Source organism: Flagellimonas amphidinii (assembly GCF_013090115.1).
Classification (GTDB): Bacteria; Bacteroidota; Bacteroidia; order Flavobacteriales; family Flavobacteriaceae; genus Flagellimonas; species Flagellimonas amphidinii.
Window position 1 is genome coordinate 1 of record NZ_JABFNN010000020.1, and the last position, 23,736, is coordinate 23,736.

The 23,736-nt window shown below is 37.2% G+C and carries 21 protein-coding genes; 16 read left to right on the forward strand and 5 right to left on the reverse strand.

The window, feature by feature from the left end; all coding sequences use genetic code 11:
- Positions 1-521: 521 nt before the first annotated feature.
- The 6 genes from HJC33_RS01270 (at position 522) to HJC33_RS01295 (ending at position 10,518) form a co-directional block, all read left to right on the forward strand.
- Positions 522-2,276, forward strand: coding sequence for a serine hydrolase domain-containing protein (locus HJC33_RS01270; protein ID WP_171656978.1), 1,755 nt, complete (start codon positions 522-524; stop codon positions 2,274-2,276).
- 211 nt (positions 2,277-2,487) lie between these two features.
- Positions 2,488-3,618: a helix-turn-helix domain-containing protein gene (locus tag HJC33_RS01275; protein WP_171656979.1), complete on the forward strand. Its 1,131-nt coding sequence runs from the start codon at positions 2,488-2,490 to the stop codon at positions 3,616-3,618.
- A 230-nt stretch (positions 3,619-3,848) separates the two neighbouring features.
- Entirely contained in the window at positions 3,849-7,103 is a 3,255-nt protein-coding gene (locus HJC33_RS01280) for a SusC/RagA family TonB-linked outer membrane protein (RefSeq protein ID WP_171656980.1), read from the forward strand.
- A 4-nt stretch (positions 7,104-7,107) separates the two neighbouring features.
- On the forward strand, positions 7,108-8,790 hold the full coding sequence (locus tag HJC33_RS01285) for a SusD/RagB family nutrient-binding outer membrane lipoprotein (protein ID WP_171656981.1): 1,683 nt from the start codon (positions 7,108-7,110) through the stop codon (positions 8,788-8,790).
- Between the two features lie 10 nt (positions 8,791-8,800).
- On the forward strand, positions 8,801-9,706 hold the full coding sequence (locus tag HJC33_RS01290) for a hypothetical protein (RefSeq protein WP_171656982.1): 906 nt from the start codon (positions 8,801-8,803) through the stop codon (positions 9,704-9,706).
- Positions 9,707-9,798: 92 nt separating this feature from the next.
- On the forward strand, positions 9,799-10,518 hold the full coding sequence (locus HJC33_RS01295) for a hypothetical protein (RefSeq protein WP_171656983.1): 720 nt from the start codon (positions 9,799-9,801) through the stop codon (positions 10,516-10,518).
- Between the two features lie 268 nt (positions 10,519-10,786).
- On the opposite strand, the gene HJC33_RS01300 is transcribed toward HJC33_RS01295, so the two are convergent.
- Both HJC33_RS01300 and HJC33_RS01305 read right to left on the reverse strand, forming a co-directional pair.
- Positions 10,787-11,140 carry a DUF1801 domain-containing protein gene (locus HJC33_RS01300; RefSeq protein ID WP_171656984.1) on the reverse strand — a complete coding sequence of 118 codons (354 nt, stop codon included), beginning with the start codon at positions 11,138-11,140 and terminating at the stop codon, positions 10,787-10,789.
- Between the two features lie 2 nt (positions 11,141-11,142).
- Positions 11,143-11,538 (reverse strand): hypothetical protein, encoded by a 396-nt coding sequence (locus tag HJC33_RS01305; protein WP_171656985.1) that lies wholly within the window; start codon positions 11,536-11,538, stop codon positions 11,143-11,145.
- Positions 11,539-11,619: 81 nt separating this feature from the next.
- Between HJC33_RS01305 and HJC33_RS01310 the strand changes: the two genes are divergently transcribed.
- From HJC33_RS01310 to HJC33_RS01320, 3 genes are read left to right on the forward strand one after another with little or no spacing between them, the layout of a single operon-like run.
- On the forward strand, positions 11,620-12,198 hold the full coding sequence (locus tag HJC33_RS01310; protein ID WP_171656986.1) for an AraC family transcriptional regulator ligand-binding domain-containing protein: 579 nt from the start codon (positions 11,620-11,622) through the stop codon (positions 12,196-12,198).
- A gap of 43 nt (positions 12,199-12,241) precedes the next feature.
- Positions 12,242-12,463 carry a nuclear transport factor 2 family protein gene (locus tag HJC33_RS01315; RefSeq protein ID WP_171656987.1) on the forward strand — a complete coding sequence of 74 codons (222 nt, stop codon included), beginning with the start codon at positions 12,242-12,244 and terminating at the stop codon, positions 12,461-12,463.
- 11 nt (positions 12,464-12,474) lie between these two features.
- Positions 12,475-13,578 (forward strand): serine hydrolase domain-containing protein, encoded by a 1,104-nt coding sequence (locus HJC33_RS01320; RefSeq protein ID WP_171656988.1) that lies wholly within the window; start codon positions 12,475-12,477, stop codon positions 13,576-13,578.
- A gap of 42 nt (positions 13,579-13,620) precedes the next feature.
- On the opposite strand, the gene HJC33_RS01325 is transcribed toward HJC33_RS01320, so the two are convergent.
- Together HJC33_RS01325 and HJC33_RS01330 are read right to left on the reverse strand one after the other, a co-directional pair.
- The gene (locus HJC33_RS01325) at positions 13,621-14,391 is read right to left on the reverse strand and encodes a LytR/AlgR family response regulator transcription factor (RefSeq protein ID WP_171656989.1); all 771 of its coding nucleotides are present in this window, start codon (positions 14,389-14,391) and stop codon (positions 13,621-13,623) included.
- A 3-nt stretch (positions 14,392-14,394) separates the two neighbouring features.
- Positions 14,395-15,495, reverse strand: a complete 1,101-nt coding sequence (locus HJC33_RS01330; protein WP_171656990.1) for a sensor histidine kinase — start codon at positions 15,493-15,495, stop codon at positions 14,395-14,397.
- 72 nt (positions 15,496-15,567) lie between these two features.
- Between HJC33_RS01330 and HJC33_RS01335 the strand changes: the two genes are divergently transcribed.
- Positions 15,568-16,050: a hypothetical protein gene (locus HJC33_RS01335; RefSeq protein ID WP_171656991.1), complete on the forward strand. Its 483-nt coding sequence runs from the start codon at positions 15,568-15,570 to the stop codon at positions 16,048-16,050.
- Positions 16,051-16,103: 53 nt separating this feature from the next.
- On the opposite strand, the gene HJC33_RS01340 is transcribed toward HJC33_RS01335, so the two are convergent.
- Positions 16,104-17,048: a TolB family protein gene (locus HJC33_RS01340; protein ID WP_171656992.1), complete on the reverse strand. Its 945-nt coding sequence runs from the start codon at positions 17,046-17,048 to the stop codon at positions 16,104-16,106.
- A 194-nt stretch (positions 17,049-17,242) separates the two neighbouring features.
- Here HJC33_RS01340 and HJC33_RS01345 point away from each other — a divergent pair, with 194 nt between their 5' ends.
- The 6 genes from HJC33_RS01345 to HJC33_RS01370 all read left to right on the forward strand — a co-directional run bounded on the left by HJC33_RS01345 (position 17,243) and on the right by HJC33_RS01370 (position 23,368).
- A complete protein-coding gene (locus HJC33_RS01345) occupies positions 17,243-17,842 on the forward strand; it encodes a hypothetical protein (protein ID WP_171656993.1) in 600 nt (199 codons plus the stop codon).
- 123 nt (positions 17,843-17,965) lie between these two features.
- Positions 17,966-18,937: a TolB family protein gene (locus HJC33_RS01350; protein WP_171656994.1), complete on the forward strand. Its 972-nt coding sequence runs from the start codon at positions 17,966-17,968 to the stop codon at positions 18,935-18,937.
- A gap of 320 nt (positions 18,938-19,257) precedes the next feature.
- On the forward strand, positions 19,258-20,223 hold the full coding sequence (locus HJC33_RS01355; RefSeq protein ID WP_171656995.1) for a TolB family protein: 966 nt from the start codon (positions 19,258-19,260) through the stop codon (positions 20,221-20,223).
- Positions 20,224-20,233: 10 nt separating this feature from the next.
- The gene (locus tag HJC33_RS01360; RefSeq protein ID WP_171656996.1) at positions 20,234-20,881 is read left to right on the forward strand and encodes an alpha/beta hydrolase; all 648 of its coding nucleotides are present in this window, start codon (positions 20,234-20,236) and stop codon (positions 20,879-20,881) included.
- 152 nt (positions 20,882-21,033) lie between these two features.
- A complete protein-coding gene (locus HJC33_RS01365; RefSeq protein ID WP_171656997.1) occupies positions 21,034-21,663 on the forward strand; it encodes a hypothetical protein in 630 nt (209 codons plus the stop codon).
- 16 nt (positions 21,664-21,679) lie between these two features.
- Positions 21,680-23,368 carry a S41 family peptidase gene (locus tag HJC33_RS01370; RefSeq protein WP_171656998.1) on the forward strand — a complete coding sequence of 563 codons (1,689 nt, stop codon included), beginning with the start codon at positions 21,680-21,682 and terminating at the stop codon, positions 23,366-23,368.
- Positions 23,369-23,736 lie beyond the last annotated feature (368 nt).

The following is a 23,736-nucleotide window of genomic DNA, read 5'->3' on the forward strand; positions in this document are numbered from 1 at the left end:
AACGCATCCCTATTATTATGGATAAAATTTCCAAAATACTTAACGCATAGAGTTTTTTAGTCCATTTTGCTCCATACTATTACAAAATTTAGCTTTGCATAAATAGAAAGTCACCTATTCGGTGAGCACCAAAAATGTAAGTATTGTAAAGCCAGTAATCACCTCTATTCCAGAATTAGGTTCTGGTCTTTATACTCTCCACTGGAAATCTATCAAATTTTATTAAACCCAGTAATTATACGATTTGCGTTTTTTTTACTTTCAATTCTTATGATGTATCCTAATCATTGGAATATCCCTCCCAAGTATCATTTCATCATATTTTCAACGACTTACAAATAATCACTTTTATAAAAAGGGGCTTAAGGGTTAATTTGCCTTAAATCAAAGCAATAAAATTAATGCAGGACTGCTTCACCAATTGCCTGAATAAACCAATCCTTTGGTCAAAATCATTATTTGTACCAACAGTACTCTTATTTTTCAGTTGTCACCTTTTGATAGGTCAAAGTTTTGAAACCATGGAAAATGATTTATTAAAAATCATAAAACGCCATAAGGTGCCAGGTATCGCTTATTGTATTGTAACACCAGAAACCACCTTAAGCGGCGGAATAGGAAAAGTCAGTAATTCAATCACTGATAAAGTGGGAGGAAATACAAGATTCCGTGTTGGGTCCCTTACCAAAAGTTTTATAGCCATTGGACTATTACAACTTCAAGAAAAGGGCCTTCTCTCTTTAGGTGATTATTTAAAGGATATTATTCCAGAAATAAAAATTGATAATGAATGGATGGATTCCCCAATTTCCATTCGGCATCTACTGGAGCACACGAGTGGTTTAGGGGATATAAGCTTTAACGAAATTTATAGTAATGACAAAAACCTTACCGCACATGATGTGGTAAACAGAACACATACAGCCAAGAAAGTGGAGGTAGAGCCAGGCAACTATTTTAAATACTCCAATTCTGGATACCTCCTTGCTGGGTATATTCTTGAAAAATATTCAAAAGTGCCTTTTGAAACCTATTTGGAAGAGAATGTCCTAAGGCCATTGGACATGAAAAGTTCAACATTCTATTCTTCTTATTTAGATGGCCCACAGCCTAAACATCATTTTTATGTTAATGGAACTATAAGAAATAGTCCCAATAAAGAAATCATGAATAGATGGGCAGGTAGTATGTCCACTACATCAGAAGATATGGCAAAATTCATACAGTTTCTTTCCCATCGTGAAGAAAGCTTAGGGGTTTTGTCAAAAAAATCGTTTAATGAATTTGAAACCCCAACCACATCCATTGCTGCAAAAAATGGTATAAAGACCGGATATGCCCTGGGAGTTATGAAAAACACAGCCTTTAATCAGATAGTTATGGGCAATAGAGGAGGAACCCATGACCTACATGCCAGATACCTTTATTCACCAGAAACAAAAAGAGGTTTTTTCTTTTCAATGAACATTTCAAACGGAGCTTGCGCTCGAGAATTGAACCAGTATTTATCTGAGTTCGTTTTTCCTGTAAACGCATCTAATACAGGTTTAGAAAATCATCCCTTGACGGCAGAAAGACTAGGTGAGATTGAAGGTTTTTATCAATCAAAAAGTTCCAGAATAAAGATACTTGAGGGGGTGGATAAACTACTGACAGGAATTAAAGTATTTATGACAAATGACTCTTTATTTATAGAAGAAAACGGAAGGTTCAAATCCATATTCTCTGCGGATGGTGAAAAATTCCACACGTCTGGAAGCAGTACATCACACATATTGATGGGACAAAAGAATGGTTCCAAATATTTGATTGACACCAATGATGGGGGTAATTTCTATTACAAGACCAGTTATTTCATTTATCGATTACGGCAATTTTTGGTTTTTGGAGCTATGGTAATTTCTTTTATTTCAGGAATGTTCTTTCTCTTAAAAATTATCATAGGGAGCATAAAAAGAGATGTTAAGCACCTAAAAAAATATTGGCCCTACGCTCTTATGCCTATGCTTTTGGCCGTACTTTTTTTAGTTCCAACTTCTGTTGGACTCCACGAAATTGAAAAATTGGGCATGTTAAATGCAGTCACAGTCACCCTCTTTTTAATCAGCATGCTATATCCGCTTTTATCTATTTTGACCGTTTTCAAGGTTCTTGTCCAATACAAAAACAAGAGTTGGCCAAAACACAAATTGATGATTTGTCTGAACTGTGCCGGGGCATTGATCATAACCGGTTTTATTGTGACTTATGGGTATTTTGGCTTAAAACTGTGGTAGTTTCCTATAAAACCCTTTCACTTATTGGGGTTGAATAAAATTCCGGTTCATTCATAAAAAAGATTTGAAACCATCTTTCAAATAAAATAATATTTAGACTAGGACCTCTTTGTAAAAACCTTTTAACCCAAAAGAAGCAGTTGGTCACATTATAATCCTTATAAGGCTTATATAAACTAGCTTCAATTCAAGATATTTTTGAAATAAAACTATGGAGCTATCACATTCATTTATTCTGGCATTGGCCTTGCAATCTATATTCATTGCAGTACTTTTTATTTTTCGAAAATCACATACTAGATACGCAAACATTCTTTTGGCCTTCTTTTTGTTCGCTACGGCGTGGATGTTAATTTTTACAGTAGTATTTTGGAGTCAATTGTTGTATACTCCGCAGTACGTTCATTCATTCTTCACCTATTACATACCGCTTTCAACCTTTGCTCCATTGTTCTTTTTTTATATCAGAAAAATTGTCACGGATAAATCGATTAGTTTAAACAAGGATTTCTGGCATTTCATCCCTCTATTGTATGTAATTATAGGTATAGTTCCTTTTTTCTTTCTTTCAAGGGAAAGTAAGATGGATTTGGTTTTATTGGGGCAATCACGAGAATATGCGTACTTATTATTTCCATATGGCTATTTGGATGCAGCCTTGATTTTGATAATGATTGCTTATGGAGTAACGATTTTTTACAAATATTGGAAAGTTTACAAGGGAAATCGAGATTTAAGAATTTGGACCCGAGCAATTATCTTGGCATTTTTAGGCTGTGTTCTTAGTTTTACATTGAACCTTACCTTTTATTTTTTAGGCCTTGTTTCTCCCGAACAAGATTTTGTTGTCATAGTGTTCCTGTCAGCTTTTTCATTGGTCATTTCATATTTTGCTTTCAATTATAGTGCAATTTTTAATGGTACCCCTATTGAAGACGTGCTTCCGTTCGTGAAATATAAGAAAACAGGACTTTCAAAAAATTACTCCCTTGAACTAAAGAGTAAATTGGAAAATTTGATGACAAATGATAAGCCCTACCTCAATAGTGAATTGAGACTGGACAATCTTGCTGAACTTTTAGGAATCAGCAGGCATCATGCGTCCCAAATTATAAATGAATACTTCAAATCCAACTATTTTGATTTTATCAACTCGTATAGAGTTGTTGAAGCTATAGAACTTTTGGAAGTTAAGAAAAAAGAAATTACACTATCCGAGGTTGGTTATCTTTCCGGGTTTAATAATACGGTATCCTTCAACAAGGCTTTTAAAAAGAATACCGGGATGACTCCTTCAAAATTTCGCGAACTTCTTTTAGACGCCGATAAAACCTATAAGTAACATCGGCAAAAACCAAAACGTTTATAAGGCTTTGCATTAATGGCTTCCCATTTATGTTGTTTTACCTCGCAATTGTAAAGGTAGGGCGGTAAGAGGCCTTGCCAATGAAGAATATACATTATCTATGTTTTGTTCTCATTTTTTGATTATTTGAATTAGCCTTTAGTTTTCAAATTCTTCCGCTCGCCTTTCTCAGTTGCAAAAAAAAATCTAACTAAAACTCAAATTTTATGAAACAAAAGATTGGATTTCTCTCCATGGTTTTTGTCTTGCTGTTAAGTGGGCAAATGTTTGGACAGGAAAAATCAATTACCGGCACGGTAACAGACTCAGAAAATGTTCCCTTACCAGGTGTAAACATTGTTGTTGAAGGCACTTCAAACGGAACACAGACAGATTTTGACGGTAATTATACCATTGGTGCAAGTGAAGGGAACACCCTTTTATTTACCTATATAGGGCAAAAAGATGTGCGTCTTGTGGTTGGGACAGATCGTGTCATCAATGTTCAAATGGAAGAAGATGCGCAAGCCTTGGAAGAGGTTGTGGTTACTGCGCAAGGTGTAAAACAGGAAAAAAAGGCACTTGGATATTCTGTTGCTTCTGTTTCCAGTGATGAAATAGAATCCAGAGCAGATACGGATATTGGGAAGATACTTCGCGGAAAAGCTGCAGGTGTTCGAATTACTGGGACAGGTGGAGTATCGGGAAGTGGGTCTAACATCATTATTAGAGGAGCTTCTTCAATAACCGGAAACAACCAACCATTGTTTGTGGTAGACGGTATTCCTTTTGATGCTTCTTCAAATGTTGCAAACCAAGGTACGGCCACTGGAAATACATCTGGCGCATTTCAATCAGGTAATGTGGCAAGTAGATTTGCGGATTTGGATCCTAACAACATTGAAAGTGTAAGTATCTTAAAGGGATTAAGTGCTACCGCTATTTATGGTAGTGCTGGGCGTAACGGGGTAATCTTGATTACAACCAAAAGTGGTGCCGGTGGCAGTAATAAAAAGTTTGAAGTAACTATCAATCAATCCTTTTTTTTCAACAATATTGTATTGCCCAAGTACCAAAACACATGGGGTAATGGATTTCAAAATGTTTATGGAGCCTTTTTTAGCAACTGGGGAGCTCGATTTGACAGCCAAGCAACCATAGATAACGGTTTTAGGACATCTATCCTCAATAATTTTGGGGTTGAACCATCTGCACTTTTTCCAGGGCGTACAGATTTGGATAATCCAAATGTTGTCTACAGGCCTTATGATTCTCAAAGAGCATTTTTCAAAACAGGAAGCATTAATACTACATCCATAAATGCTTCGGGAAGCTTTGAAAAAGGAAATTTTGGCGTTTCGTTTGCCAATACCGAAGATGATGGATTCATTCCCAACAATAGACTTATACGTAATAACCTTTCTGTAGGTGGCTCATATAAGTTTGACAATAAACTTCAAGTCACTGCAAAGTTAAATTATGCAAGAACAGATATTAAATCTCCTTTTACTGATGCGTCTACTGGTAGTGATGTAACGTCTTCAACTGCAGGGACAGGGGGAATAGCTTCTGTTTGGAACATATTATACTTACCTAGAAGTGTTGATATAACCCAACCATTTCAACATCCCATAACAGGAGAAAGTATTTGGTACAGAGCAGGTAATGACAGGACCAATCCGGCTTGGGTGCTCGAAAACACCAAAGACGCCAATAATACACATAGGGTTTTTGGAAATTTCAATTTGAACTATCAAGCTACCGATTGGTTAAATTTAACATGGCGTACTACAATAGACAATTCCACTACCAATACAGAAAGGTCTATTAATAAGGGATCAAATGATGGGCTACATCCTAACGGATATTTACAAACTACAGCCCAAAGAAACACTATTTGGGACCACACACTTTTTGCTGCTGTAGACAAAACTTTGAGCAAAAAACTTAGCCTGGTCAGTACAATTGGAGCAACGACTAGAAGAATTGAGTTTGAAAGATCCGGAAATGAAAGTAGGGATCAGATTGTTTTCGGATTACAGAACCATGGTAATTATGTTAATCACAGTCCTATCTTGGAAGGCACTGTATTTCCATCAAATACGGTAACGTACCAAAGGTACTCGGAAAGTAATAACCCTGCGATATATGCAACGGCTACATTAGATTACGACGGTTATTTTTTCCTAACTGGTAACGCCAGAAACGACTGGTTTTCCGGACTTGAAAAGAACAATCGTTCCCAGTTTTCATGGGGTACCGCCATTTCTTTCATTCCCACGTTGGCATTTCCAGGTATACGTTCTGAAAAAGGGTTGAACTACATGAAGATTAGGGCTTCATTTGGTTCCGCCCCCGGTTTTCCAGGATTGTACAGAACAAGAAATATCTTGAACTTGAATCCAGCACAATTTCAGTCCCTGGGAGGAACTACGACTACCACAACAAGTGTAGACAACCTTTTGGCTAACTCAGATTTGAAACCTGAACTTTCCAAAGAATATGAAGTTGGAATTGAGGCCAGGTTTTTTAACAGTAGGCTAGGTTTTGACTTTACTTACTATGACAGAGAAACCAAAGATCAAATTATTGACCGCCCATTGCCTCCAGAATCTGGATTCACTGGAACTACAGTCAACGTGGGGAATGTGTCCAATAAGGGCATAGAACTTTCCTTTGATGGAATCCCATTGCAAACTGAGGACTTTACATGGTCCATCAACGGGAACTACACTATTAATGAGAGTTTGGTTTCTGGATTGCAAGAAGGTGAACAAATTTTTGTTGGTGGTTTATTCGCAACTCCGTCCAATCAAGCTATTAATGGTATGCCACTTGGGGTAATCTTGGGGAGTGCAATCTTAAGGGATGATGAAGGGAATAAATTAATAAACGAAAATGGATATTGGATTCAAGACCCTGTAAATCAAATAATAGGAGATCCGAACCCTGACTGGTTCATGACTTTGGGCAGTACCATTAGATACAAAGATTTTAGTCTAGGTATGCAATGGGAATACCAGCATGGAGGGGATATCCTTGCCACAACAGTTGCTTCAATAGTAGGTAGGGGATTGGTTGAGGATACTGATTTTGATAGAACCCAAGGAATTATTTTACCTGGTATACGGCAGTCTACAGGTCTTCCCAATGACATTCAGTTAACAGCTACAGAAGCATATTTCAACAATATTGGTTTTGGCACAGATGAACCTACAGTTTATGATGCAACTCACTTGAGACTAAGAGAAGCATCACTGGCCTATTCCATGCCATCAAAATTCTTGGACAAAACACCTTTTGGCAGTGTAATTATTTCATTGGTCGGACAAAACCTATGGGTAAAATCATTTAACACTCCTTCAAGTGTTCGCTACGATCCAGAGTTGAACAGTTTAGGTGTAGGGAATTCACAAGGGTTGGATTATCTGACATCTTGGAATTCAAGAAGGTATGGGTTGAATTTAAAACTAACATTCTAAAAAAATGATGATGAAGAAAAATATCAATAAACTATTTTTAATCTTCCTTTTGCTGGCTGTATTCTGGTCATGTGAAACGACAGAATTGGATTTGACAGTAGATCCCAACAGTCCAAATCCCGAAAACTTGGATACGGATTTCACCTTGAACAGAATTCAGCTCGATTTTGCTGAAATTTTTGAAGAAGCTACCGAAGCTGGCGCTGAGGCAGTTAGGTTAGAATATATGTTTGGTGAATATGATGTAAGTTATAACAGCACCAATGCAAATACTACAAGGCTATGGAGGGTTGCCTACGCAGATGTACTTGAAGACATAGAAGCACTTTTGCCTACTGCTGAAGCTTCTGAACTCTTTGTGCATGCCGGAATAGCTAGAGTTATGAAAGCGTACACATTGATGACTTTGGTTGATTTTTTCGGTGATATTCCTTTTTCAACTGCAAATAAAGGTGACGAAGGTGAATTATTTCCAACTGTGGATAATGGGGAAGATGTTTATGCAGTGGCATTAGAGGAACTTAATAATGCCTTGGCGGATTTTGACAAAACTTCAACTGCCACACCAACCAATGATTTATATTATGGAGGCGATGTGGATAAATGGATTGAGTTTACCAACACACTAAAGTTCAAATATTATCTGAATCTGCGCTTATCTGATACTGCAGAAGCTTCAAGCGGCATCAATGCGCTTTTGAACCAGAATCTTATTGATGATTCAGACTCCAATTTTATTTTTCAGTTTGGCACAGCCGATTTACCACAGAGTAAGCATCATTATTATGTTGAGGAGTATGAGGCAGCTACCCCAGGAGAGTACATTACCAATTTCTTGATGTGGTCCTTGGCTGTAGAAAAAGGTTTTGATGACCCGCGTTTACGTTACTATGTATATCGTCAAGTAGGGGAATTTCCAACAGATCCTGCAGTCCTTAACAATGAAATCAGTTGCTGGAACAACTCTAGACCACCAACTTTTGCACCGATTGATGCTGTAATTCCTGTCCCATTGCCTTTTTGCTCTCTTTTTGATAGAGGAGATGGCTATTGGGGAAGAGATCATGCCAATAGCCAGGGTATTCCACCTGATAATTCAAAAAGATCAACATTTGGACCATATCCAGTAGGAGGAAGATACGATGCTAATGACTTTGACCCAATTAGCTCGGGAGACGGTCTTGATGGAGCAGGTATTTGGCCAATAATGATGAACTCTTTCGTTTACTTTATGAGAGCCGAAGCAGCCTTGACCTTAGGCACCGTAGATGACCCAGCAGTGATGTTAGAACAAGCGGTTAGGTCATCTATTGCAGATGTTCAAGCGCTTGGGGGATCCTATGTCGCTGGTTTAGATCAATCTTTTGTTCCTACTTCAGATGATGTGGACAATTATGTGGCCTATGTAATGAACCAATTCAATGCAGCAACTACTGATGATGCAAGAATGGCCATTATTGGAAAAGAATATTGGATTGCATCTTTTGGAAATGGTGTTGAAGCATACAATCTCTATAGAAGAACAGGAACTCCAATAAATATGACCCCAACCCTTTTGGGAACCAGTGACTTTCCAAGGACCTTTTTATATCCAGCCGAATCGGTTGATAGAAACTTCAACATTGACCAAAAAACCTTAACCGTCAAAACTTTTTGGGATACCAACGCAGATGGATTTATTTACTAAAAAAAGAAAGATGAAAAGAAATTTAATTTTTTGCAAAAAACAATGGGCATTCATTTTGTCAAGTGCCTGTCTATTAGGCTTTATATCATGTACGCAAGAAGAAAAATCACCAGTAGATTTTGATGCGTTAGAAGTTAGTGGCGGGGCATTTGCCACAGAACTAAGCACGGATGGAAGTACCGATATCAATAAAGTTGACCCATCTTCTTCCTCCTTTTCTAAAACCTACCAGTTATTTTCACTTGAAGACGGCAAAGATGTTTCCAAGGTAGACCTTTACGTCAGTTTTAATGGCTCACTTACCAATGCAAATGAAGTGTTGTTCTCTACTACCACTTCAGACGCTTTTGATTCAGATGGCAATGTTACCCTATCAATTAATGGAGATTTGTTATTAAGTAGTTTGGGGTTGACCGCATCTGATCTTGATGGTGGTGATACATTTAATTACCGGCTGGCACTAACGACTCCCAAAGGAGTCTTCTCAGCGGTAAGTGCCAACTTTGACAACCAATCCGCAGACCATGCATTTTCATCAACAGTTGTATGTTTATTGTCAACTGTTCCAGCAGGGGATTGGATTGTTCAAATGGGAGACACTTTTGGAGATGGTTGGCAAACTGACAATGGCAATGGTGGTCCAGGAATTACAGCTACTTTAAGTAATGGTGATGTTTTTGAAGTAGGATTATGCTCTCCTTATGAAACGCCTTCTTATGATTGCGTGAACGATGCAAGCAGCGGAGAGGCCATTATCACAATTCCAGCAGGGATATCTTCTGCCGAATGGTATTTTCCTGGTGATTTCTATGGTGAAATTTCATTTAAGATCATAAGCCCAAGTGGTAACGTAGTGGCTTCATATGACCCTGGAGAAGCTTCTGGAATAGTTCCTTTGAATTTATGTAACGAATAAAATTTGATACAAGGCCGGAAGGTTTTCCGACATCCGGTCTTGTTCAACTATTTTTTTGAAAATTTGTCTTTTTCATTGTATAAAACAACATCATGAAGTTCTCTTTAGTTTTTACTCTGTTACTTTTTGTACAGATAGCTGCCAAAGCCCAAATAGTGGCGGGCGAACCAAGCAATTTTGAAAGCACATCCCAAATCTTGGATGTCATAGAGGATAAACTTAACAAAGACAAGGTGATAAACTATGACCTAAAAGATGTTGTGGGAAGTCCGTATTTACTGCATGAATTTTTACCCGGTACAATGTATTTGGGGAAGAAGAATTATGGAGAGTTTTTATTTAGGTACAACATTTATAGGGATGAAGTTGAACTGAAGGCAAGTTTAACGGATCCAATAGAGTCAATTAAAAAAATTAATGGGGTCTCTATTGAATTGGAGAACGGAACCTTATTAGAAGTGGCAAATGTTAAAAACGAGAATACCATTGAGCGTAAATTCTTGATTCAACTTAGTGCAGACGGAAAGTATAAGCTAGCCAAAAATGTTTATGTAGAATTTGACATACCAAAAGAAGCAGACACTCCATTATCCAGTAATAAGCGAGCAAAGTTTATAAAGTATGAAGACTATTATATTTTTAACACAAAAATCAATTCTTTCATAAAGGTGGGCAAAAAAAAGAAAGAAATATTAAAATTGTTTCCAAACAATGTAGATGCAATAGAAGGTTTTATTGCCAACAATAAGTTGAATCTTAAAAGTGAGAAGGATTTAATTTCTTTATTTGATTTTTTAAACACTAGCATATAAAGTTCACAACATACGTTCTTTGATTGATGAATACCCACTAATTGTAACCAAGGACATATGTCCTTGGTTTTTTTGTTCTTGTAGGCACAAGGGTTAAATTGGATTCCAACCATCATAAACATTTTAATTACAAGAGTGCGCTTATCAAAAGTGATAAGCCTACTAGAAAATGAAAATATGAAGCTTTTAAAGAATAAGGGCTTCCTTTCGGCAGCCCCATTGAGAATTACTGTCAAAACTGACAGGTATATGAAATTACGCATAGTTTTTACATACCCTTATCCAAACTCTCTTTGACCAATTCGGTCAATGCCTTTGTTTTGATTTCAGAAGCTTTAGTAAGTTTATATGTTCTCGCCTTGGCTCCACTACCCTCCAAAATACCATGGAAATCGGTCAATGAAGTCCCTTCCATGAACAATAAGGTGACGTGTGCTTTTGCAACGCGAAAACCACAAATATTCTTTTTATTGAAAAATGCGATGCTGCTCCATTTTATAACTTCTTGCATTCGGTCATCAGCAGAAAGTACAGCATCACGAATAGCAAGGACCAGTTCTCTTTGCAAATCGGTCAGACCGGTTACGTAATCTTCAATCTCCTTAGTTTGAAAAGGCACCATAACTATTTCTTTTTTTTGGTTACTAAAAACAATACTAATCCCAAAATCCCGCCTATGGTCAGATGCGCCAAGGTGTTCGCTAGAAAAATTGCATCAAAATTCACTTGCCAAATACTGCGTACCACCAATCCAGTTGGGATAAACATAATACCTGACAACACCACTCCATACCAAAGGGCATTGCCCATTGTATTTCTTTCTTTTATAAAAGATGGGAATAGGTAGACAAAGCCCAATACAAAAACCAAATGGTTCAGTATTAATCCCAAATAGTTTGTTTCGCTCCGTCTAAACGGTACATAATTGGCATCGTCCGTGACCATGTACCATACTGTGGTCAACACATTGCTCAAGATAAATAGGAGCAATACCGACAAGACTGATTTTTTAACTGTCATAATGTTCTTTTGTGTTTTATTCCTTTCAAAACTAAGAGAGTAGGGTTATCTTAGATAGACATTTTGTGCCATCTTTAATTCATGTATTTTTCATCAAAAATCATTACCGATTTTATTTTATTTGCCCATTCCAATGGAGCTAACCGCAAAGTTTTGGAGCAAGAATTCCCCATTGTCCAAGGTCAAAAATATGTGACCTATGAAGAGGTCGTAAGACTACTGAACCATATAGGACAGGAATTGGATGACGACCTTCTCGGATTGCACATTGGGGAGCAAATGGCACTTAATGCCACCAAGTACGTGGACGAGATCATGCGACACAGTCTAACCTTAGAAATGGCCTTTGACAATGCTGTGCACTATTCAAAACTGATCAGTGATGCATTGGAATGCAAGATGATAAAAAACAATAACTGCTATTCGGTGATATTTGAAGAAAATCCCAACTGGGCCATACAGCAACAATTTTCCAAAAGACAAATACTGGATCTGACTTTGCTCTCTTGTTTAAAGTCCTTAATTGCCTATACGGGAAAGACCTACTACCCTATCCAGGTGTCTTTTTTGAGAACTTTTTTGAAAACAACTTTGAAGAAATGTCTTTCCACTTACATCCAGAGTTGGCAAAAAGAGGAATTTCCAAAAAAAGAGGGGTAGAAGAATACCACTTTGAAAATCTATCCATGGAAAAGCTCAAAAAATGCTGGCCTCCAAAAAAGCACTGTCAAAGCAGAATCAAATCAATGAAGTTGAAATTTTGGATGTCTTTAGAAACACCGCAAGCGTAAAGTTGACAACCGGATATCCAGAGCGAATGAAATGGATTGAATATATCCATTTGGTCAAAGTGGAAGGAGAATGGAAAATAGCCAATATTGTTTGGGACTATTTCCCCATGAAATCCAAAAATCGAAAAAAATAAGAAAACTATCCATGGTACATTTCGTCCGTACAATACTGCTTTTTCTGTTCATTGTTCACAATTTGAACGGTCAAATAAGGAACAACAGAAGATCTTATGAGCCATACGAGAATTGGAATGATGCAGAGCAATGCATTTCTACGTTAGCTAAAAAGGACCATTTTTCAGGTGCCCTACTGGTTTCCAACCTAGTCGACAAAAAGGTTTATTTGGAGAACATTCATGGTTTTGCCAATAAAAAAAGTAAAATTGAAAATACGATTGACACTAGATTCAATATAGGTTCCATCAACAAGGTCTTCACTGCAATAGGCATCTTACAACTGGTTCAATCGGGAAAGCTACGCCTAAGCGATAAGTTGGTCCAATATGTGCCGGAACTTACCGAAGAGGGGGTAAATAAAATCACCTTAAAACATCTACTACAAATGCGCTCCGGTTATGGGTCATATTTCAGTTCGGAAAAGTTCCTGTCCAATATGAAGAATCTCCGGAATATGGAAGACTATCTGCCCATAATACAAGAGTTTGAATTGGATTTTGAACCAGGTACTTCAAGAGCCTATAGCAATATTGGTTTTGAGCTTTTGGGCATAGTACTTCAAAGAGTTGCAAAAAGTAATTACTACGATTACATACAGACAAATATCTATGACAAAGCTGGAATGGAAAATTCAGGTTCTTTTGAACGTGATAAACCTTCAGAAAACTTGGCGATCGGTTATTCCCAATATGGCCCCGATGATGCATTTGGAACAGAGCTAAGGGATTCCCGCAAAAATAACTACCAATACAACAGCAATGATCGTTTGGCTATAAAGGGAACAGCCGCAGGAGGTGGTTATTCAACTATTGAAGATTTAAAAAAGTTCTTGCTCGCCATTAAAGTATATAAGTTATTGGATGAAAAACATACTGACCTATTGATCAACAGGTATGAGCAAGACAAGGAAAAACGAAAGACTTTTGGATTTGCTGGCGGAGCTATGGGTGTGAGTGCCCATTTTTGGTGGGACTTGCAAACCAACGATTTTATCATTGCTCTTTCAAACTATGACCCTACTAATACATCACAAGTTTTTGGAAGGCTACGAAAAACGTTAGAGAATTTGTAGACCTGTTTTCCTTCAATATGGAAATCTAAAATATGTACTATCTTATTGGTCTAAGTCATCCAATAAAGAAATTACATTCTTTTTATATGATCTTCCTGACATTAGAAAATCCTTTGTCTTAAGTAGTATTTTGTATTCAGAATTTCCTTTATACGCTACTCGATCCACAAACTTTTTGTTTACCATTATAGATCTATGCACTCTTACAAAAGAGGTATTGGAAAGCTCGGCATCCACTTTTTGCATCGTCGACCTGTAAAGAAACTTCTGATCAACCGTTTTTAAAACCAAATAATTTCCATCTGCGTGAATTGATACAATATCCTCCGTAGGCACCGTAAGCACCCTGCCGTTTTTCTTTATTTCAAACTGAAAATCTTGGCTTCCTTTTTCGAGCGCGTTATGGGCTTTTATGATAGTACTGATTTTATCGCTCAACTTTGCTGCATCTTCTTTTTGCAAAATATCTTGCATTCGCTCCAAAGACAAATCCATTCTTTCCTGATCAAATGGTTTTAAGAGATAATCAACCGCATTGATTTCAAAGGCCTTTAAGGCAAAATTATCATAAGCCGTAGTAAAAATGACATAAGGAATTTTGTCCAACTTCTTCAAAACAGAAAACCCGTCCCAGTCTGGCATCTCTATATCCAAGAAAATGAAATCAGGGGTCCTAAGCTTGATTTCTTCAACAGCCTCTTTCCCGTTCTTACATTCAGCCAGTACCAAAATATTTTTATGGTTTTCTAACAGCTTAACTATTCGTTTTCTGGCCAAAAATTCATCGTCTACTATAATACAACTAAACTTCATAAATCAACTATTTATCGGTAAACAAATTTTGGTGACATACAGATTATCCGTTTTATAGGAAGAGCTAAAAAAATACTGGGGCCCATAATATCCCTCCAACCTTTTCTTAATATTCTTTAAGCCAACTCCGGTTCCCTTAGCCTTTTCTGATACTTCCCTGTTTTCAGCAGTATTTGAAACTTCAAAGGCTAAAAAATTTGATTTATCCCCATCTTTTTGTCTACTGATTCTAACATCAATAATGCATTTGTCAATGGCACTTGCCACGCCAAATTTGATTACATTTTCAACTATGGGCTGCAACAACATATTGGGTATTTTCTCTTTTAAGATCGCTTTTGCAACATTATAGTTCACAACCATTTTATCCGAATATCGAATCTGTTCGAGTTCCAAATACCCTTCAATAAAGTCCAGTTCCTGTTCAATAGTAATCATTTGTTCCAAATCATTTTCCAACATCGTCCGCATTAAGTCTCCAATTTTGGTCAGCATTTTTTGGGCCATTTTAGAATCGATATCTATCATGGAGGAAATGGAATGCAAGGTGTTGAACAAAAAATGGGGATGAAGTTGCATTTGCAAAGAACTCAATTGCGCGGCAATAAGCTCTTTTTGATTTTTAAGGTAGCGACGTTGGTAATCTATTCCAAAAAATATGGCCATAATGACCAATAATTCGATAAGACTTGAGAAGCTGCCAACTACGAGTCCTATGATATTGTTTTGCCCAAAAAAGTCTTTCATATAGCCGGTACTAAAAAAGAAAACGACATCATAAAGCCTACCTGAGATTAGATTGTGGACTACTGCAATCAGGAGAATCGAAACAACAAACAATATAATCTGTAAAAGGGTTCTGGTTTGAACTTGCAGTCTTCTTACCAAAACATGTGCCAAGGGCAACATCAAAAACCATATGGAATAGTTCAAAACTATCCGTATGCCAATGTAAAACCAACTAAATTGAAAGTTATATTGATTCACCAAGTAATCGGTATACTCTTTTGCCATAAAAAAGAGGCAGGTAATCGCAAATGCCATACCTATTTTACCTATGGAAATGGGCAATTTTTTATAACTTTGAAAGACTCTTTTCAACATGTCTTAAAACCCTTTTTTAAGCTGAATTGCTCGACAATAAATACTTAGTACTAAAATCTACAAAATTTCGCCATGAACGTTAAAATTTTTATTGGCTTTGTATTACTTTGCCTTTTGACGAATTCCTGTAAGAACAAAAGTGATAATGTTAATTCCGAAACGGGCGTCGCAGGGAACCAAGAAGTCAAGAATATCAGTGAACTTACTTTTCGGGACATTCTTTTTTTGCTTCATAAAGAAAATGAATTTGGTGCTGATTATCATGGGGAATCTTTTGGACAAGAGGCATTAGGTGATATTGTTTTAGAAGCAATGACCAAAACAGATTGTGGTGAGGAGATGGCATTAGTAAATACTTCTTCCGAATGGCAAATTCAAACAGCGGTAATGGCAACCTTTGACTTCCCCAACAATCCGGTAAAGGAAATTGCTATGGTACATATGATTGCTCCGGGAGATACACTGCCCGTTGGCCGCAATATACTTTGTTACAATGGTGAAAGGTATATGATTACCAGAAAAGTACTTTCTGCCGGATATGTAACGGAAAACTAAGGACATTAGTAACTCCTTGGGGTCAAAGTGTTCCATTCTTCAAAAACGGGTCTTTAGTTTTTTACAACGGGTCTAAATGAAGGTAGCCCATCATGCAGTTTGTTCTTGGTTATTTGTCGCAGGGATTTTCCGTCTTTTGAGATAATGAATATTTCCCTGCTATGTGAGGTATTGGCACTGAAAGCTATCCATTTTCCATCAGTTGAAAACGAGGCCCTATATTGAAGACTATGATTCCAACCCTCATCCAACTTTAAAAACTTTCCCCTTTGAATACCATTTCTTTTAAGTGTTTCATTGGAAACCAACCTCCTGACGTTAGAACCATTTGCCCCCATTATAAACAGTTCAAAACCACCTTCCCTATCTGAATAGAACAAAATTTCAGTTGCATCAGGGGACCAAACCGGTGCCAGGTCTGCATGCCGTTTACTCGTCAATATTGTTTCCTTACCATTTTTTAAATTCTTCTTGATAATATTGGAGCCGCTTTCGTCACCAGACACGTATATTACTTCATCATGGATAGAAACATCCGGTTGGGATTCATATTTGTTATCAGTTTTAACCAATAGTTCCGTTTTGCCCGACTTTACATTTACACGGTACAAATCACCTCTTCGGCTATAGACCACATGTGATCCATCCGCATCAAATACCGGATCAAATTCGTAATCCCGGCCAACATTATCCAATCTCCGGGCATTTGAACCGTCTGGATCTGTAATCCAAATGCGCCATCCTCCTCTTCGATAGGACTCAAAAGTTATTTTTTTTCCATCCTTTGACCAATTAGGATAGTAATCTGGACGAATGCCAGACTGACCAATTTGCTTTGGTGATGAGCCATCTGGGTTCATTAAGAAGATGTTTCCCTTGGACCCCTCTTTATTGGCTTGAAAAAATGCAATTTCGTTGGTTTGCCCGATACCATTGTATTGGAAAAGTCCAAAAACGAATAGCAACTGCAAACCCTGGTATCTCAATAATGTTTTCATACTAATTTGAATTTGATGTAGCAAAATTAGTAGGGTCCGAGCAGCCTAATTATAGAAATGTGATAGCAACTACTTTTTAGGGACAAAAGGTTTTGTCCAACTTTCTATTTATCACAAGACCAAGATTTAATCACATCCTACTTCTCTAAAGTAATTTTTCAAGGCAATTTGTTTTTTGGTTTAAATGACAAAAGATGAATAAACAATGGATTGTAGTAGTCGCTCTTTATTTGGTAATCCTAGGGGCTTGTAAAGGTAATCATGAGACAAAACCTAATTCGTTGCAAAATACTGGGAAGAGCACTCTGAAAACAAATAACAGCAATCAGAAAAATATAATGGAGCTATCTTTTCCAAGTACCAATAACTCTGGAATTTCCAGTTTTGCGAAAGAACCAATACATCAAGAGAAGATTGTATTACCCAATACAAAGAAAGGTAATCTTAGCTTTAAATATTCTGATGTTCTTAAAAGTTTTACCATTACAAAAAGGTTATTCGATCCATTACTGAATATATTTTACTGCAATACTAGGCTCAAAGAAGAGTTTATTTCCAAGAATCATACCTTGCAACTACTGCACACCGCAGGAGGAGCGACCACTTTTATATTAAAGGATGAAGAAGGGAGGGTATTGAAAGATATTGGCGCCGTACCCTATAAGGAAATCATGTTTCCGATGGTAGACAAAAACCTTCAGTATGTTGCTTATACCACCAGTTTAAATGATGGCGCTGAAATCCAGTTTTTGGAATTGGCCACTGGAAATTTAATTGAAATCACTAAGAACTAGCCAGGGGTTACTGACTTGAAAAGGAAAACCTTATTTAATCACTTTTTTAACTGCCCAACACATCATTGGATCCCACAGGATCATTGAAACATAGTTTTGACATACAGCATAAAAAAGATACCAATGAAGACATCCTTATTAAAAATCAGTTCAATTCTTTTATTCGCATTATTCTTCATGTTCTCATGCAAGAACAAAGAAGTGACGCAAAGTAACGAATCCATAAGTGATTTGAACTCGGACTCCAGTAATGTTGATTCCTCGGAAAATGAAGACCAACTACCTGTTTCCGGTTTAGGGGCAAATTTTTCGCCGGACGAAAGTAAAATTGCCTTTTATTCCTATATCGAAGAAGGCAAGGGGGTCATCTTTACGATGAATTCGGATGGAACCAACAAAAAAGTCGTTTCATCCAGCGCACCTGAGGGATTTCATACAGAACCTGTATGGTCTCCTGATGGTTCTAAAATTGCATTTTCCAATTTTGTTCAGGGGGAGGGCGCCAAATTAATGCAAGTCAATAGCGATGGTAACAATGTCAAAGTACTGGCTAGTGTATCTGAAAATGGATATCATATGTTTGGGGCCTGGGACCCATCAGGGGATGGTTATTTCTTCTTCCATTGGCCGGAAGGGGGATTTGCTCCCAACGTATATCATTGCAGTAAAGAAGAACAAATTACCCAAATCACTACGGACAACATTAGTTGTAGGCCAGAAATAGATGCAAATGGATCCCTCTACATCAACAAAATAGTAGATGTTGAAAAAAACATATATGATAAGTATAAAGTTAAGCGGACTTCTGACCAAGGGTTTTCTATTCGTAAAATTGAATCCTTAGAAGGGGTGATCATAGGGGAAAATGCCATTAAGACCGTAGAAAATGATAGTACCACAACCATTGTACTTGAAAGTCTTGATGGGGAGGATTTACGGGAAATTGCCAATGTAACCTATAAGGGCATTATGTTTCCTAGATATGATAAAAAAATGGAGCGTCTAATCTACAACACAGGGTTTCCAGATGGTTCAGAAATACATATGTTGCACTTGGCAACTGGAAAAGTTACCAAATTAGTTGCTGATCAGTAACGATATCCTTTCGTTAAAAATTACAATGTATAGCTAGGGAACTCAATCTATTTTTAGATGTTGGAGACCACAGTTCAGCCTATTATCAATCCACATTATTCGTTCAAATAAAATATGGTTAGGATCGTCATTTCGAGTCCATATCAATCTCCATTTTTAAATAGTTTAGTCTTTGACCTTACTGCATCTGATTCAATTTTCAGTAAAGTTTTTGATTATGGTGATTGTCAGATTTTGTCACGAGAACATCGGTTCATCACAATGTTTTCAAATAGCGCTGACTTTCAACATAGTTTCGGCAAGAACTTAATTAGAAAAAAATGAATGTAAAAAATTACATGGCCATTGTAATGTTGGTATTATCCCTCATAGCTTGTCAACAGGGCCCAAATAAAACCGGGAATACAACCGAACAGGCCTCTCAAGAAAATATGGATGAAGCTTCCATGGAAGGTAATGGAGAAGAAGATAGTGAAAAGGGTACTGCCGATCTAGGGCCTAATTTTAATCCCGTTGGTCCTGAAGTAGCTTATTACTCCTACGTTAGCGAAAATCCCCCAGTGGCCCGAATTTTTATTTCCAATTTAGACGGTAGTAATACCCGACAAGTGTCCCATTTGGATTCCATTGGCTTTCATGTAGAACCTAAATGGTCAAGGGATGGGAAGAAAATAGTGTATACCAGCTTTTTGGAGGTAGGTTCGAGAATGATGGCTGTAGATGCCGATGGAGAAAACCCTACGGAACTGGCTACGGTCTCTGATGACGGTTTTCACATGTTCACCTCTTGGGACCTGTCTGGAGATGGTTATTTTTTCTTTCACTGGCCAAAAGAAGAATTTACGCCAGATGCCTATTATGCCAAAGGTGGCAAAGTTGAGCGATTGACCGAAAACGGAAAGACCAACAGACCTCAAATTACTGAAGATGGTGTGCTTTACATCAATCGAGTTGAGAGCGAAAATCCCTACGTGGCTACCAAACAATTGTATGATTTGGAAAACAAGAAGGTGGTAAAAGATGTACCTGAACTTGAGGGTGAGTTCATCGTAGGAGGACATAGTGTTAAAGGTGTTGAAAATGAGGATTCCACCACCTTCGTTTTAGAAGATTTACAAGGGAATGATTTAAAAGAACTAGGAACAGTGCCTTACAAAAAAGTTATGTTCACTACAATAGACAAAAACCTAGAGTACGTGGCCTACAACACGGATTTTGCAGATGGTGCCGAGATTCAACTATTGAAAATATCCACTGGTGAAATTATCAAGGTCACAGAAAACTAAAAAGATTGAAATGAAGTTAACATATAAACTTACCGGCCTATTCCTACTAATTGTGGTTACCGTTCGCGCGCAAAGCAACGTCATTACTCTCGACTATAGAGGAAAAAAAATCCCTGTCAGGATCATTAAGCCCGAAGGATATACTTCAAATAAAACCTATCCTGTATTGATTGGGCCAGGTCTGGATAATGGAAATCTTGATGTGGGGTGTCGATATTTTGGACCAAACCCGGGGCAACACGGTTGGATTTTAGTGGAAAGTTCCATTCATATGGAGAATAGGAAAGCTGTGGCCTTACTTCTAAATCATTTAGAATCAAATTACCAAACAAGCAAAGTATACATTCTGGGTTTCTCAGCAAATAGCGTTGACGCCTTTACGATTGCTTCCATATACAATAACAGAATTCATGGAATAATTGGAATGCCGGGAAATCCCAATTCCCAAAATATAGATAGCCATAAAGGTCAACAGATTTTAATGATTGCGGGAGAACGAGATACCTATTGGAAAAACAGAGCGGAACGGGCAAAGGTAAAACTAGATGAAAAGGGATACCAAAATGAACTGGTAATCATTCCAAAAGGAGGGCATATTCTGGACGAGTTGACAGGAAAACCCCTGTTCGCCATCTTGAATAGGAAATTATTGAAGTAAGAAATATCGCAGGGCCTAGTATTAACAATTTCAATGACCTTATTCAGTGTTGCGTTTAATTAGCGAACTAAATTGATAGGTTATTGTAGACCCCGCCACCTGTTTTTGAGGTTGATGAATGGTTAGGTGGTGGGGTTTAAACTTAAAAAGACATGAAACAATTATTTATGACTGTTCTGCTATTGGTCACGGTCTCCATTAGTATGAAATCTCAAACGGACTATTCACCTGGTTTTGAAGCAGGAAAACCTGAAGAAATGAACAAGTTGGCATTTTTAAAAGGGAAATGGAACATTAATTTGAAATGGACTAATGATGTTACCCAACCCAAAGACAAATGGCTTTCGGCCGGAATGTCTAAATCAGAGTTTTTGGATTACTATGAAGGGACCTTTCTTCAAGAAAAGTCACTGGGGTTCCCGCTTGGTAAAACTGGCCATGAAGGGTTCACAAATTGGGAATATAACAGTGTCTTTTCATACGACCGGTTTCAAAAAAAATACCGCTGTATTGCATTCGACAATATCATGGGACTTACTGATATCTATGAAGGAAATTTTAACGGAGAAAATCTTGTTCTTACCAATGCAAAAACTTCTACTTACAATAACCAAGGAACCAACGGCGGCAATCAAAAAAATAGAATGACCTTAATCCCAATTTCAGACAATCGTTTTGAGGTTATTTGGGAAAATATTGACGAAATTCAACTGAACCCAAATGATATTCACAGTTCGGAATGGAACTTTGTCATTTTAATGATTTACAAGAAAATAGAATAATATAAAATATTTAAAAATGTCCATCAATCTCAAAATCACCAAACCGTTAAAACATCTATTTATTTGGTCTCTATTTTTATTCATTGGCTTCCATAGCAATGCCCAAAAAAAATTGACAAACGAAGATTGGATAGAAGATTTAAGATTTCTCCAATCAACAATTCACGAAGAATACTCTTTTCTATTCAAAAAAATTTCACCTCGCAAATTCGACTCCATCGTTTCCGATTTTAGTAAAGAAATACCCTACTTACAGGATCATGAAATTGTTGTTGGTTTTGCTCGTGTTATAGCTTCTATTGGCTATGGACATACCGAAATAGCTTGGTGGGAAAATAAGGTGCCAATGCACAATCTCCCTCTGACCTTCTACCAATTTGAAGATGGCTTTTTTGTACAAGGTGCCCATAAAGATTACAGTGATATCGTTGGGGCAAAAGTTCTTGGAATTGAAGGAAAAGAAATAGAAAAGGCACTTTCGTTGATAGCCCCAGCAATTCCTGTTGAAAACGAACAATATTTAAAAAACTATGGCCCTAGATATTTGACCTTCCCAGAGTTTCTTCATGCACAGGGAATAATGGAAAGCTATAAAAAGGATGTGAAATTAGCATTGGAGTTGGATGGGAAAGTCTTTGAAAAAAGTGTTAGGGCAGTCCCACTTAACTTCTTTTTTGCAGAAAACTACGATATGGTGCCAAACAATAACGATTGGATAGATGCAAGGGACCGAACAATGACACCTCTCTACTTGAAAGACCTGCACAAGAACTATTATTACGAAAAAATCCAAGGTGATGCTTTATACGTAAGACATAGCCTTCTCATTGATGACCAAGAGAAAAACATTGAAGAATTTTACGAAGAAGTATTCAATTACATTGAACATAACAATATAAAAAAGCTCATTTTAGACCTTAGACTGAATCAAGGTGGCGATCAATATAAAAACAAGCCTATTATAACCAAGATACTAGGTTCTGAAAACATCAATAAAGTTGGCAATCTAATGGTAATCATAGGTAGAAAAACGTTTTCTGCCTGTATGAACTTGGTCAATGACCTACATTCATATTCGAACGCCGTTTTTGTAGGAGAACCAACTGGTGAGAATATAAATTTTTATGGAGACAACAGAACGGTTATAATGCCCAATAGTGGCCTTGGTGCGAGTCTATCATTTGCTTGGTGGCAAGACAAACCGCAATGGGAAAACAAAAAGTGGTTAGCTCCCCATATTTCCGTAGACATGACATTTGCCGAGTATAAAAGTAATCAAGATCCGATCTTACAAGCTGCCATTGATTTTTCAGATAAGGATTTTATAATCAACCCTATCGGTCACTTGGTTGGCCTTTATTTTAAAAATGAAACGGAGACCTTAATTCAAGAAGCTCAAAAAATCATTGAAAACCCCAATTATGACTTTGTGGATATTGAAGACGAATTCAATGTGATAGCCAACAGGTTTGCCAAAAACGGGCAATTTGAATATGCCATTGCGTTTCATCAAATCAACGATAACCTATTTCCAAATTCCATAAATACACTATTCGACTTAGGTGAGGTTCATCTAGGGAGTGGTGAATATTCAAAGGCCAAAGTCTTGTATCAAAAAGTAATCTCATTAAATACCAGCGACAAGATACGGTCAAAAGCAAAACTACGATTGAAAGAGTTGGAATTAAAGGCAGCTTCAAATTAGAAATTAGTGTTTCCAATGAACTTGTAGAAATGGGTTTACTAAAAGAAAAATGGCTTACCGCATACTTTAATCCAAAAAATTTAAGGAGGAATCCACTCAATTATATGTAAAAGGTATATAACGAAACAGATTCAGAAAAACTATTTAATTCCAAACAATATTGGAAGAAGATTCTCTCCTCCTTTTGATCTTCGTCAGTATAAATTCCAATGATTCCTTTCATAAACGCCCCAGGAAATACGCCTTCATGTTTTTCTTGGCCGAAAGGACAACAAATTACTGTTTTTTCTACACCTTGTTACTTGGCCACAAAATTTGAGGCCTACAACGATCGTGGTACGGATTATAGAACCAGCCATGATTTTGAG

Excerpts from the sequence above, each read along its gene's own strand:
- HJC33_RS01270 (WP_171656978.1), top strand. The coding sequence starts at position 522 with ATGGAAAATGATTTATTAAAAATCATAAAACGCCATAAGGTGCCAGGT.
- HJC33_RS01275 (WP_171656979.1), top strand. The coding sequence starts at position 2,488 with ATGGAGCTATCACATTCATTTATTCTGGCATTGGCCTTGCAATCTATA.
- HJC33_RS01280 (WP_171656980.1), top strand. The coding sequence starts at position 3,849 with ATGAAACAAAAGATTGGATTTCTCTCCATGGTTTTTGTCTTGCTGTTA.
- HJC33_RS01285 (WP_171656981.1), top strand. The coding sequence starts at position 7,108 with ATGATGATGAAGAAAAATATCAATAAACTATTTTTAATCTTCCTTTTG.
- HJC33_RS01290 (WP_171656982.1), top strand. The coding sequence starts at position 8,801 with ATGAAAAGAAATTTAATTTTTTGCAAAAAACAATGGGCATTCATTTTG.
- HJC33_RS01295 (WP_171656983.1), top strand. The coding sequence starts at position 9,799 with ATGAAGTTCTCTTTAGTTTTTACTCTGTTACTTTTTGTACAGATAGCT.
- HJC33_RS01300 (WP_171656984.1), bottom strand. The coding sequence starts at position 11,140 with ATGGTGCCTTTTCAAACTAAGGAGATTGAAGATTACGTAACCGGTCTG.
- HJC33_RS01305 (WP_171656985.1), bottom strand. The coding sequence starts at position 11,538 with ATGACAGTTAAAAAATCAGTCTTGTCGGTATTGCTCCTATTTATCTTG.
- HJC33_RS01310 (WP_171656986.1), top strand. The coding sequence starts at position 11,620 with ATGTATTTTTCATCAAAAATCATTACCGATTTTATTTTATTTGCCCAT.
- HJC33_RS01315 (WP_171656987.1), top strand. The coding sequence starts at position 12,242 with ATGCTGGCCTCCAAAAAAGCACTGTCAAAGCAGAATCAAATCAATGAA.
- HJC33_RS01320 (WP_171656988.1), top strand. The coding sequence starts at position 12,475 with ATGGTACATTTCGTCCGTACAATACTGCTTTTTCTGTTCATTGTTCAC.
- HJC33_RS01325 (WP_171656989.1), bottom strand. The coding sequence starts at position 14,391 with ATGAAGTTTAGTTGTATTATAGTAGACGATGAATTTTTGGCCAGAAAA.
- HJC33_RS01330 (WP_171656990.1), bottom strand. The coding sequence starts at position 15,495 with ATGTTGAAAAGAGTCTTTCAAAGTTATAAAAAATTGCCCATTTCCATA.
- HJC33_RS01335 (WP_171656991.1), top strand. The coding sequence starts at position 15,568 with ATGAACGTTAAAATTTTTATTGGCTTTGTATTACTTTGCCTTTTGACG.
- HJC33_RS01340 (WP_171656992.1), bottom strand. The coding sequence starts at position 17,048 with ATGAAAACATTATTGAGATACCAGGGTTTGCAGTTGCTATTCGTTTTT.
- HJC33_RS01345 (WP_171656993.1), top strand. The coding sequence starts at position 17,243 with ATGAATAAACAATGGATTGTAGTAGTCGCTCTTTATTTGGTAATCCTA.
- HJC33_RS01350 (WP_171656994.1), top strand. The coding sequence starts at position 17,966 with ATGAAGACATCCTTATTAAAAATCAGTTCAATTCTTTTATTCGCATTA.
- HJC33_RS01355 (WP_171656995.1), top strand. The coding sequence starts at position 19,258 with ATGAATGTAAAAAATTACATGGCCATTGTAATGTTGGTATTATCCCTC.
- HJC33_RS01360 (WP_171656996.1), top strand. The coding sequence starts at position 20,234 with ATGAAGTTAACATATAAACTTACCGGCCTATTCCTACTAATTGTGGTT.
- HJC33_RS01365 (WP_171656997.1), top strand. The coding sequence starts at position 21,034 with ATGAAACAATTATTTATGACTGTTCTGCTATTGGTCACGGTCTCCATT.
- HJC33_RS01370 (WP_171656998.1), top strand. The coding sequence starts at position 21,680 with ATGTCCATCAATCTCAAAATCACCAAACCGTTAAAACATCTATTTATT.